Below are 11,942 nucleotides of genomic sequence, written 5' to 3' on the forward strand. Positions count from 1 at the left end.
ACAACTACTCTTCTTCGGAAACAGACTCTTCTTTCTCAGAAGCATCGCCTTTACCGCCGTCGGATTCTTCCTTATCAGAAGTATCATCTTTTACGCCACCGGTCTCATCCTTCCTGGCATCATTGTCCTTAGATTCGTCCGTTTCATTCTTCTTGGAATCGTCACCAGTTTCGCCGGATTCATCTTTCGAATCATCCTTGTCAGCATCGCCTTTATCTGAAGTTTCGTCTTTCTTCTCATCCGAAGTATCCTTGGACTCGTCCGAATCCTCTTTCTTGTCCTCGTCTACTTCCGGTGCCTTGTTCGCATCGTCTGTCTCGTTCTTCTTATCGCCATCCGGTACATCTGCCTTGTTTTCGTCATTCGTCTTCGGCTCTGCCGGTGTTTGCTCCGGTGTGGTTACTCCCTCGGTTGGGGTGGTGACGATCTCGCTTGGGAGGACTTCGTCGGCAAGAAGCGTTTTGGATTCCTTGATTAATTTCCAGTTTTTATCAAGTTTGCACTCAATCGTTCCGTTATTCTTAGTGTAGATAAGAATTTCATTATCCTCTTCTTCACTCAATCCGGACGCTGAAACCTTTAAACAATCATAATTATCATTGCTATAAGATGTATCCGTTGCATGCGGTGCAAACTCCCCACTTCCAAGGAACGAGGAAACGGATGCCTTGCTATACTCTGTTCCATTTACCGCAACCGAATCAATCTCCTTTAAGAAGGTTTTTAACTTTTCCCCCTCAACTCCATTGAAGCGAATCAGTAAATAATCTCCTGTCCAACCACTCTCTTTTACAACACTGGAAACCTCAATTTCTGTATCTGCTTTCTGGCTCTCAACTGTAACCGTGATCGACTGATTCTTGTAACCTTTTGCTTCGATCACAACCTCATTCAGACCACTATCCAGTGCGCTTGTCTGAATTGTCAATGTTGTACCATTTACTGCAAATTCAAGTGCAACATCTTCCTCCTCATCATTGCCAGTTACTTTTACAGACTTAATTGCTTTCAGATACTCTTCATCACCAGTCAGAACCAGCGGTTCTCCCTCATCAACCGTAGTGCTGCCTGTCAGCTTCGGTGCTGGAAGCAGTTTCTCTTCGTCACCCGCTAACTTCATATCCTTTGTAACTGTAAAGGTAAGCTCTTCGTATCCTTCTGCCTGGATCGTTACGTCGGTGCTTTCTTCGGTGCTGAAACCGTCTAAAGTGAAATCGATGCAATCAAACTCCTGTACATTGTTATATGGATCATCTGCATCTGTCATCTTCCATGTAGGGTTATACGAACTAAGGCTGTAAGTTGCTTTCGTATACTCTTTATTTCCAACTTTCACGGATGTAATCTTAGCCAAGTAATCTTTTACACTCGTTCCCTTTGAAGCCTTAAAAGAAGCACGGCCAAAATCTGGTTCAAATGACCAGCTGGCTTTATGTTTGCTAAACTCCACTACTTCTGGAGCTGCCATCTCTTCCTTAATTTCTTCCTCTTCCTTCTCAACCACAAATTCACATCTCAGCGCCTCTGTGTAGTAATTCGAACGAAGAGTCAGCTTATAGCTTCCCGGCTGAACCTGATGGAGAATCAGCTTCTTGCCATCCCCGGATACTTCATAGTAAACATCGTTGCTGCTGGACACGCCTTTCGTGTAGATATTTCTCTCAACCGCATCTTCCTCGTCAGAAAGCAGGGTAACAGATTTCAGGTTCTTCAGGAAATCTCCCTTGCTGCCATTAACGGTAAATTCAGCATTTGCAAAATAGTAGGTCTTATTAGAATCTTCTTTTTTCTCAGCTGCAAACGCCTCTTTACCATCCGCATAATCAACGGTCAGCAATAAATCGTTTTCCAGCACCTTATCGTATGTAAATGCAATACTCTGGCTCTTATATCCCGTTGCATCAACAGTCAGCTTGTACTCCTCACCAGCCTTGAATACATCCGCCTCTATGGTAATGGTGCCAGCTTCTTTATCGACGGAATATTTGTCCTTGCTGAGTGCCTGCCAGTTTCCGTTGACAACGATACTCTGAACCGCTTCGATATACTCTGTATCCTCTGTCCGCAGGACTACCGGCTCGCCCTCTTTGTTCTGTACAACTGTAATCGCCGGTGCATCCTGACGAGAGAAGTTTCCATTGTACTGGATATCGCCGAGCAGACCATCTTCAAGAACCTCTTTTGCCGTTGCCGGATGGTTCGGATCCAGTGCTCCGTTTTCACGGTAATCTGCAAATGGGAGCATTCTGTTCTCTTCGTATTTCTGATTCTCGCTCTTATTTACGTAGTCTGTCCATCTGAAGAAATCATCATCTCCAGTATCAAAGACTGCATCCGGAATCGCATTGTACCACCACTCCATCACTGCCTTGGACGCATCATTTTCCATCTTGGTCTGTTCAAGGAGATGTGCATTTACAAGCAGATCTGAATCAAAAATCAGGTTTGCAGAGATTGCAGAGCTTCCTGAGCTACTGCCGCTGGAGCTTCCACTTCCGCTGGAACCGGTCGATGCGGTGCTAATACCGTCGAATCCGTATGCCGCCATTTTCTGACCATTGGTCTGTTCCTTCTCTTTTACCGGCTCTGCGCCCGTTGTCACCTTGAAGCTCTTAGAGAATGACCGGAAACCATTTGCATATACAGTGATCTTGTAATTGCCCTTGTATGGCAGATGGTCTGTATTATCATTGTACAGAACAAATAAATCCTGGCTGTAGAGATACCAGTCATCGATCATCTTAAGGTCGCTTACTGTTCCGTTCGGATCTTCCAGTGTCACACGCTCGATCGGTGTCTCAATTGCGTATACCAGATCGCCGACTGCAAAATGGAGATTCTTACCGGACTGCGGTGTTTCCTTAAGCTCCAGTGTCGGTACTGTCTCATTGACGACATGAATCGGGACGAGCGCGGAACCGCCTGCCGACGATACAACCCGCACATAATAACGTCCATTATTAAAGAAATTGCTCTGTCCTGTCTGGATAGTCAGCTGTCCAACGCGTCCCTGTCCGTGCGCCACATTCTTTTCACTGTCAAATACGAGACTCGAATTGATTGTGTTCTTCTGCTCATTGTATTCAACCAGTTCCAGTTTGCGGATGCCGTCAAACCACTCTTTTTCCTCATCTGTATTATAGTTAAACAGAATGGTAACGGCTGCTTTTCCATTTTTTGGAAGAACCGCATCCGGCGAATAGCTCGGATGAGTTTGTTTCTCCTCATTCAAGTTATACGTAGTCTTTTTCGGAGAAATGCGGGCATTTCCATTTTCATCGTAATTGGTCAGATAATAGTCCCAGTAAGCAACCGGCTCATGCGTCAGAATCTTCTCAGGCAGATAGCCGTCGTTTTCCTCATATACAGCATCTTCCTGGCTCTCATTGCTCAGAACCACCGTCTCTTCCTTTGCCCCATCTTCTTTGCTGCTGACGGTTACTTTGCCCGGTGTGCCAAGAAGCGCCAGTTTTGCCATACGTCCGTCATCTGTGATCGGAGTTAAAAGATTGGTTACATCTTTTCCATCGACCTTAACGACCGTATTGCCTGCATTGTATCCCTCATCAAATGCGATCGGAAGCCACCAGCCCAGGGAATTTACTTCGGTAAGCTTTGTCTTCGTCTCATCTACCAGCGAAACCATCTGCGGCTTGTCTGGATTTTCAGCGTTTCCGTTATCTCCGGCATTTCCGCCATTCTGATTTCCGTCATTCCCGGAATTACCGTTATTTCCAGAATTACTGTTATTTCCAGAATTACTGTTGCTTCCAGAGCCCCCCGAATGGCTACCGCCGGAACTGCCGGAATTCCCTGAACCGCCTCCTGATACGCTGCTTCCGGTGCCGGCTGCTGCCGGGTTGCTCGCATAACCTCTATCCGCACGGGTCTGGACCTCTCCGTTTTCATTGACCCACTGTCCATCCTCGTTGACGCTGTAGCCGTCCGGTGTCCGGCCTTCGGTGTGCATCTGACCAAAGTTTTCTGCACTCAAGTTATCAAAATAATAGCATTTTCCATCAATCCACTGCCATCCGGTCACGGTCATACCTTCCGTTCCATCGGATGCAGTGCTGAAGAAATACCATTTTCCTGCATTGTCCTTCCACCAGCCGCGGCGCATCTGTCCTTCCACGCCATCGGCAGTTGTGTTCATATAGTACCGGCGTCCATCGACGGTGATCCATCCAGTCATCATCCGTCCGGTCTGCGGATCCAGATAATACCAGCCGCTCTCGGTCTTGACCCATCCAGTCTTAAGCGTTCCGTCCGTTCCCTGATATTTCCAGTCCTGTCCTTCCTGAATCCAGGCGCCGGTCTGTACTCCGGACTCCGATGCCGGTCCGGTTGAAGCATAAGCAGTACCTGCCTGCGCCGCCGCTAACACGGTCACCGCTGCCAGAATTGCCTGCCGGGATCTTCCCTTACCTTTCATACATATTCCTCCATATAATCTTTTGTAATATCTTACCCTCCGCACCGGATTAGGAACCCCTAACTCAGGCGGCCGAGGAGGTTAGTATAAACTAATCTAATAAAATCTGTCAATTATTTAAATCTGTTTGAAAATGAGAATTTTTATCTATTTTTTTTATTGAATTTTATTCTCAATAAAGCATTGGTTTTTTAGTTGCTAAAACTAACATGCAAATTTCTTTTTCCATTCAGCACATGTTAAGTCTCATTTTGCAGCGATTTTTCCACCTTTTTCCCTGATATTGCCTCGCTTGCCATGAATTTTAAAAAAACATATTTTGAGAATTTTTTTCTGTTTGCTTCATTTCGTATATTTTTATCCTTTTCGCACATACTCCATCTGTAAACATTTTGTCCCATTCCAGTCCCTTCGCGGTCACTGATATTGGCTTCTCTGATAGGAGATTTACACGATGCAGATTTCTTCATCCATTGAAAATAACCGGACTTTTTTTCAAAAAAAGCTCCGACCGGACATCAGTTTTGATGTCGTAGATCGGAACCTGATGATCGGCGGGCGCGATGCCTGCCTCTACTGTATTGATGGTTTTACCAAGGACGATACGCTTTTAAAAGTGCTGCAGGCGATGAGCAGCATTGAAACCGCCCAGATGCCTGACAATGCAAACGATTTTGCCGCCCTCTACCTCGCCTACGGCGAAATCGGGCTGGAAACGGATTCGGACGCGCTGATTATCCAGCTTCTCTCCGGTGTTCCTTTTCTTCTGATCGACGGGTATGCACAGGCACTCACGATAGACTGCCGCACCTATCCCGCCCGCGGAGTCAGCGAACCTGAAAAGGATAAAGTATTGCGCGGCTCGCGCGATGGTTTTGTCGAAACCCTTGTGTTCAATACGGCTCTGATCCGGCGGCGCATCCGCGATCCGAAGCTGCGGATGGAAATCATGAATATTGGGGAAAGTTCGCACACCGATATCGCCATCTGCTACATGGAAAACCGGGTGGACACCGAACTTTTAAACCGCATCCGCACCCGGATTCAAAAAGTGCATGTCGATGCCCTCTCGATGAACCAGGAAAGCCTTGCCGAATGTATTTATCCGCACAAATGGTTCAATCCGTTCCCAAAATTTCGTTTTTCAGAGCGTCCGGATACCTCCGCTGCCTCGATTCTGGAAGGAAATATCATCATTCTGGTGGACAATTCGCCATCCGCAATGATTCTGCCATCCTCCATTTTCGATATCATCGAGGAAGCCGACGACTACTATTTTCCACCGCTGACCGGCACCTATCTGCGCCTGTCGCGGACGGTCATCTTTTTCCTGACCTTATTTCTGACACCGCTGTGGCTGCTTTTTATGCAGAATCCCGGCTGGATCCCGGAATGGCTCGCTTTTATCCGTGTCACCGACGAGATCCATGTGGCGCTGATCTATCAGCTTCTGATCCTGGAATTTGCCATCGATGGTCTGCGGCTCGCGGCAGTCAACACCCCCAGCATGCTGACGACACCGCTCAGTGTCATCGCCGGTATCGTGCTTGGAGAATACTCGGTCAAATCCGGCTGGTTCAACAGCGAGACGATGCTCTATATGGCGTTCGTCACGATCGCCAACTACTCGATGACGAGCTTCGAACTCGGCTACGCACTCAAATTCATGCGCGTCCTGCTCCTGATTCTGACCTTTTTCCTCAATCTCTGGGGCTTCATCGCAGGAACACTCATTGCCGTCGGCTGCCTTGTCTTTAACCGGACAATCGCCGGAAAAAGTTATATTTACCCGCTAATTCCATTTCACTGGAGTGAATTAAAAAAGCGGCTGCTCCGGAACCGGCTGCCGCATGAGAAGAAAAACGGGTAAGAATGTCGCATAAAATGTCCGCATACCCACAACTGCCCGGATGGTTCCGGATACTGGCTGTGGTTTATGCGGACATTTTAACTTCTATATCTATCTTCTATTTTTCTTTCTTATACACTACCTCTTTCAGCACCTCCAGCGCCTCCTCATACCGCTCTGCCCCCATCGAGGCACAGGACAACAGGAGCTTCGGATATCCCTCTTGAAAATGATGCTCCTGTTTTTCCAAAAGACTCCCGACCGACTCCACCGGGCGGACGGCGACGCCTGCCTGTGCCGCACGCCCGGCAATTTCCGCCGATGTAAGCGGGCTGTCAAGCTCCATGAGAACCAGAAAACCGGCATCGCCCAGATGCGTTCGCGCTTTTTCTCCAAAAATGCGCCGCACCGCATCACACAGACACTTTGCCTTTGCCGCGTACAATTTCTTGGACTTTCGGATCTGACTTTCCAGATGTCCGTCCCGGATAAACTGGCAGAGGGCAATCTGCTCTGCCTTGGACGCCGTCTGGTTATAAAAACGCCCCCGCTCCTGATACCGTTTCAGCAGATCCGGCGGCAGGACCATGTAGCTCATGCGGATCGATGGCAGAAGCAGCCTTGAAAATGTCCCCAGATACACGACGCCCCGCCCGCCGGAAAGCCCCTGCAGGGACGGTGTCGGGCGGTTATAATAGCGGAACTCACTGTTGTAATCGTCCTCAATAATCAGCATATCCTCGCGCGCCGCATTCTTTAAAAGCTTCATCCGGTCGCCCACCGGCATGACCTCGCCCCAGACTGTCATCTGCGATGGGGTCAGATAGCAAACACTTTTCCCTGTATGTCTCATCGCCTCTGACATCTGTTCGGATAACCCTGTTTTCATCTCTCTTGCACATACATCTGGCTTTTCTATTCCGCACAAATCCTTTTTTGAGGACTCAATCCTCCTATCATTATTTTCCCAATACTCTCTTATATCCCCGGTCCGAAACCCATAATCCTCAAAAATCTGGCGTCCCTGCCGGAACGACGGATTAAAAAACCATGCGCTGTCCCGCTCCCGCAGCATCGGGCACAAAATATGCAAGAGACTCTGCACACCCGCCCCTACTACGATACTGTCCGGCGTACAGATCACATTGCGGTGGCGCCCCAGATACGCACAGAGCGCCTCCCGGAATTCCCGCTCTCCCTGCGGTTCGCCGTAAGAAAGCAGCCGTTCATCCTGGCGCAAGGCGCTCTTGACATAGCGCCGCCATAAATCAAACTGGAAGCTCTCCCGATCCACATTCGAAGACGCAAAATCATACCGGATTTCCGGGCGTTCCTCCTGACGCGGCACACCGTGCTCTATTTCCTCCCGGTTTGCAGCCGCCAGCACCGCATCCGTTACATAAAACCCACTCTGCGGACGCGAAATGATATAGCCATCCGCCGCCAGCAGCATATACGCCGTCTCCACCGTCGTCCGCGAAAGCTGCAGCTGCAGGGAACATTTGCGGATCGACGGCAGCTTCGCTCCCGGCTTCATCTGCCCGGACACGATCAATTCTTTGTAATATTCATATACTCTCAGATACCGGCTCTGTCCCGGTTCGCTTAAATTCAGTTCCATCGTATTTCCTCTATCTATTTATGTAAACGGCGATGCACCGCATCGATCACCCGCATCATCCCATATCCCAGACAACCGCCCCTCTTTCCGTCTTCACAATATTTTTCATCTCCACCACTTGTACCCCTTATACCCAACTGCCTTCCTCAATTATACCGTTTTCTCCTGCTTATAGGCAATCCCCAAAATTGAGTATTGTCACTGTTTACGCATACGTGCCCAGTAACGGAAATTCCGAGGAAGAAATCAAAGAGCCGCTTCTTCCTAAGAAAGATGAGATCCCCGCATGATTCCGGCTGAAGTTGGTCTGGCATACTGCAACAAGCTTTTCTTTTTGGAAAAGCAGTTCCGTGACCTTACTCCGGAAGAGCGAAAAGACAGATGTCTGGAAACAGAAGTGCCGGTATAGGAAAGCTTTTATGCATGGTTGGAACAACTCAATCCTGTAAAAAGAAGCAAGCTGGAAAAAGCTGTGATATACGCAAAAAAACATAAAGAAACACTGCGTAATTATCTTCAGAATGGACGTTGCGAAATATCGAATAATACAGCGGAACCACTGCCTGTTTAAGGCGAAGGATACCAAGGGGCAGTGGACAATACGGTGGATTATTCAATCAACTTAAAAAGAGACACGGCATAAATTATTCTGATAGATTTTACATCAGATTGCTTTATGCCGTGCCTTTTATGTTATTATAATGATTGCTACATACATATAGCAGGCTTCACCCTCCGTTATACACCGGATTCGCATTGATTTTCGGTACGAAGGCAACAGCCGTTCCGCAATTTTCACCATCCTTCCCATACTTCTTCATAGATCTGTCCGGCAGAAAATACCCAGGATGGATGTTTTGCCAAGTATACCAATGTTGCAAATTCCCGACGAGTCATAGAAATCAACTCACCGTTTCGGTATGCTGTTCTCTCCTTCAGCCGAAGCTCCAAGCCCGGAAAAACAAGAGTGTTACAAGGGTGGGATGTCACAATATGGTCAAATCCTGGCTCGACCGCAATAATCTCCATAATTCTACTGAGTATATATTCTTCATGGTCGGTAAGCGACAGTACCAGAAACTTGCCCATATTGTTCACATCCCTCTTTATTGATATTATTTTTGCATTACATTACGGGTTCATTTTTCATCTGTCGGATGCGGTATTCACCGCCATCGCCCCGTCTGCATAGAAGTAGTACCACTTACCATCAATCTGCTTCCAGCCTCCGGCAAACATTATTCCGGTGACCTTGTCCAGCCAGTACCACTTCTGATCCTCGGAGAGCCAGCCCTTCACTGACTCCCCGTTTCTGTAATAGTTCCACTGGCCGCTGTCATTCTGCTGCCAGCCGTTTGCGGCCTGCGGGTCAATGACGATTTCCACAAACCGCCGCAGAACCGTGGCGACCTCGGCGCGGGTGGCGGTTCCCTTGGGGTCAAACTTATTTTCATTCTTCCCGGTCAGGATGCCCGCCTGCTGCATGGACTTGACCGCATCCTTCGCCCAGCTGCTGATCTGTGTGTTGTCCGCAAAGGTCACAGCCCTCAAGGTCTGGGGCAGGTCATAGCCCAGCTTTGCAGCATAATTTTTCATAATCACCGCCATCTGTTCCCGGTTGATGTTGGTGTCCGGTGCAAAGGTGGTGGCGGTAATGCCTTCCACAATACCGGTCTGTGCCGCCCAGTTCACATAGGGGGCATAGTAAGCGTCGGCTTTCACATCGGTGAATTTCCCGGTCTGGTAACTGTCCGGGTTGATGCCCGCCAACCGCCCCAGAGTTGTCACAAACATTCCTCTGGTCATGCCGGTGTCCGGGCTAAAGGTGGTGTCGCTGGTGCCGGAGAGCAGTCCCCGGCTGGCTGCAAAGAGGATGTTATCTGCTGCCCAGTGGCCGGTAATGTCGGTAAAAGCCGGGACAAAAGTTTTGTAGCCCACGCCGTAAACGCTGAAATGACCGGTTTCAAAAACCACCGCTTTCAGGCTGGCATTGTAGCTGGATTTGGTGATCCATTCCACCTTGCCAGCGTCATCTACATAGACTGCATAGAGATTACCTGTCTGCTCACCCTTTGCCGGTGTGTAGGGCAAACGCACCGATATAGTGTGACCATTTAAGTTGGCAATCGGTGTTTCTTTGCCGCCGGAGAGGTAGACCAGTGACAGGTCATAGGTCGGTCTTGTGCCGATGGTGGCTTTGGCCTCGGTGGAACGCAGTGCATCCACCTTATCTGCCCGGAGAATGATGTCCCCGCCAGCGGAGGCGGTATCCAGCTGCTTCAGAGTATCCAGGCCGATAGTAACCGAAACCAGATGGTCTGTTGCTACGGTAAACTGCCGGACGTTTTCTTTAACCAGCAGATCCGGTGTCTGCGCCTTGATGGTCACGTTAAAAGAGGTCTGGCCTGCCGCCGGGGTGATGGGAACCGTAACACCAATCCCGTTCTCTGTGGTGCCGTTCTTTTTCGCATCCTGTTTGGCCTTGTCGATGGCGGACTGGACAGAGCTGTTATCCACTGCCGCATTGCCGTTTTTATCCGGCTGTATGGGTTTGGTTTCACCGGTGACAGGGGCTTCCGGCTGGTTGGTGTTATCATTGCTTCCGGAACCGTTAGAACCGCCGGAGGATGAGCCTCCACCGCTGCCCGAACCACCAGAGGAGGAACCGCCGTCGCTGGAAGATTGCTTGGAAACAGTCAACGTTCCAGAAACATAGGTGATCGCATAATTGTCATTTGACAGCGTACCAGTAATGTTGATCGCGGTTTTTCCGGTTTTGCTCATATCCAGTGTCTGTGCGTAGTCCAGTGTTACCGTGCCGCTCAGGGTATCTGCACCAACCAGCCCCTCCACCTTGTAGTCCTTATCTGCTTCCGGGCTGCTCAGATCGGGCGCGGTGCTGCCGGTGTAGGCGCTCTGATCAAGCGCCGTAACGGTAACTGACTTTTTCGCTACGGTCACAGTCACGTTCTGTTCTGCCACATCTGCGTACTCTGCATTTCCCTGAACCTTATACCAAACAGTGTATTCCCCGGCGTTTTTCGCTGTGGGGAGCTGCTCGCTCCACTCAGAATTGTCAAGCCGGTAGAGCATCGTGCCGCCAGTGGTCTTGCCTGCTGTAACCAGCGCCTGTTCTGCACCGTTGTAGGTCAGGGCGTTTGCCGTAGGTGCCGTAACAGTGGGGACAAGCTTGTTGGTCGCATTGACATTGACGGTCAGCGTGATGTCCTCATAGTTTGTGCTCTTGATTACTACGGTCACTGTGCCCACAGGGCCGGTGGTTTTCACGTCATTTTTCTGAATCGGCAGGATCAGCTTGCCGTTTTCCACCTTCGCGCCGCCGGTGTAGTAGCTGCCATCCAGTGTGATTCCGCCGAGCTCATAGGTGGGTGCACCGTACTCTTTGGGCGTTTCCAGCGTGGGCAGGGCGGGAAGCGTCACAGTGTAGGTCTTTTCGTAGCCGTTTACAATGGTCAGCGCGGTTTCCTTGGTGAAGTCAGGCGCGGCGGCCTTGGTGATGCTGCCAGTCGTAGGGAAGCTGCTCTGCTCCAGGGCGTAATTCTTCGCGGCCTGCCCCATCAGGGTCACTGTGGCAGTGACGTTCTTGCCGCTGTCCACACTGGCATAGTCAAAGCTGGCGGTCACGTTGTAGTCTGTGTCTCGCTTCAAGGTCACGTTGTCGAAGGTTACGCTGGTAATGTCCGCGTTTGTCGTGCCATCATAAAGCTTGGACGCAACCGTTACCCCGGTGATCGTCAGCGGCTTCTGCCCAATGCGGACCGCCACGCTGGCGGGTGCGGTATCTTTGTGGTTTGCATCGCCAATCACCCGATACCACACGTTATATGCTCCGGCATCGGTGCCGGTAGGGATGTCCGGGCTGTATGTGCCGTTCTCGGTCAGGCTGTACTGCATGGTGCCACCGCTGGTCACACTGCCCGCAGTAATCAGCGCCTGCTCCTGTCCGGTATAGGTCAGATTTTCCTGCGCCGTGGGAGCGTAGAAGGTGGGGGTAGCCTTGTTCACCTTGATGGTCA

General features: G+C 49.8%; 7 protein-coding genes and 1 pseudogene. 3 read left to right on the forward strand and 5 right to left on the reverse strand.

Translation table 11 applies throughout. From position 1 onward, the window contains the following. Window positions 1-4: 4 nt before the first annotated feature. Together DWX68_RS05460 and DWX68_RS14515 are read right to left on the reverse strand one after the other, a co-directional pair. A complete protein-coding gene (locus tag DWX68_RS05460; RefSeq protein WP_147354942.1) occupies window positions 5-4,435 on the reverse strand; it encodes a hemoblobin-interacting domain-containing protein in 4,431 nt (1,476 codons plus the stop codon). Window positions 4,436-4,674: 239 nt separating this feature from the next. Beyond that, window positions 4,675-4,905, reverse strand: coding sequence for a hypothetical protein (locus DWX68_RS14515; protein ID WP_147354943.1), 231 nt, complete (start codon window positions 4,903-4,905; stop codon window positions 4,675-4,677). Here DWX68_RS14515 and DWX68_RS05465 point away from each other — a divergent pair. Further along, window positions 4,890-6,305 (forward strand): spore germination protein, encoded by a 1,416-nt coding sequence (locus tag DWX68_RS05465; protein WP_118628793.1) that lies wholly within the window; start codon window positions 4,890-4,892, stop codon window positions 6,303-6,305. The genes DWX68_RS14515 and DWX68_RS05465 overlap by 16 nt on opposite strands. A 97-nt stretch (window positions 6,306-6,402) precedes the next feature. On the opposite strand, the gene DWX68_RS05470 is transcribed toward DWX68_RS05465, so the two are convergent. Continuing rightward, window positions 6,403-7,905: a PLP-dependent aminotransferase family protein gene (locus tag DWX68_RS05470; RefSeq protein ID WP_118628794.1), complete on the reverse strand. Its 1,503-nt coding sequence runs from the start codon at window positions 7,903-7,905 to the stop codon at window positions 6,403-6,405. A gap of 286 nt (window positions 7,906-8,191) precedes the next feature. Between DWX68_RS05470 and DWX68_RS15025 the strand changes: the two genes are divergently transcribed. Both DWX68_RS15025 and DWX68_RS05475 read left to right on the forward strand, forming a co-directional pair. Then, entirely contained in the window at window positions 8,192-8,314 is a 123-nt protein-coding gene (locus tag DWX68_RS15025; RefSeq protein WP_265104095.1) for a hypothetical protein, read from the forward strand. Between the two features lie 15 nt (window positions 8,315-8,329). Next, window positions 8,330-8,476, forward strand: a pseudogene (locus DWX68_RS05475) (transposase); the annotation flags it as partial. 224 nt (window positions 8,477-8,700) lie between these two features. Here DWX68_RS05475 and DWX68_RS14870 read toward each other — a convergent pair. Both DWX68_RS14870 and DWX68_RS05485 read right to left on the reverse strand, forming a co-directional pair. Beyond that, window positions 8,701-8,934 (reverse strand): winged helix-turn-helix domain-containing protein, encoded by a 234-nt coding sequence (locus DWX68_RS14870; protein WP_243027563.1) that lies wholly within the window; start codon window positions 8,932-8,934, stop codon window positions 8,701-8,703. Between the two features lie 117 nt (window positions 8,935-9,051). Further along, a complete protein-coding gene (locus DWX68_RS05485; RefSeq protein ID WP_182432138.1) occupies window positions 9,052-11,931 on the reverse strand; it encodes an S-layer homology domain-containing protein in 2,880 nt (959 codons plus the stop codon). Window positions 11,932-11,942 lie beyond the last annotated feature (11 nt).

This window comes from Clostridium sp. AF20-7, assembly GCF_003479275.1.
Classification (GTDB): Bacteria; Bacillota; Clostridia; order Lachnospirales; family Lachnospiraceae; genus Otoolea; species Otoolea fessa.

Coding starts and splice junctions, on each gene's coding strand:
- DWX68_RS05460 (WP_147354942.1), bottom strand. CDS start 4,435: ATGAAAGGTAAGGGAAGATCCCGGCAGGCAATTCTGGCAGCGGTGACC.
- DWX68_RS14515 (WP_147354943.1), bottom strand. CDS start 4,905: ATGAAGAAATCTGCATCGTGTAAATCTCCTATCAGAGAAGCCAATATC.
- DWX68_RS15025 (WP_265104095.1), top strand. CDS start 8,192: ATGATTCCGGCTGAAGTTGGTCTGGCATACTGCAACAAGCTTTTCTTT.
- DWX68_RS05470 (WP_118628794.1), bottom strand. CDS start 7,905: ATGGAACTGAATTTAAGCGAACCGGGACAGAGCCGGTATCTGAGAGTA.
- DWX68_RS14870 (WP_243027563.1), bottom strand. CDS start 8,934: ATGGAGATTATTGCGGTCGAGCCAGGATTTGACCATATTGTGACATCC.
- DWX68_RS05465 (WP_118628793.1), top strand. CDS start 4,890: ATGCAGATTTCTTCATCCATTGAAAATAACCGGACTTTTTTTCAAAAA.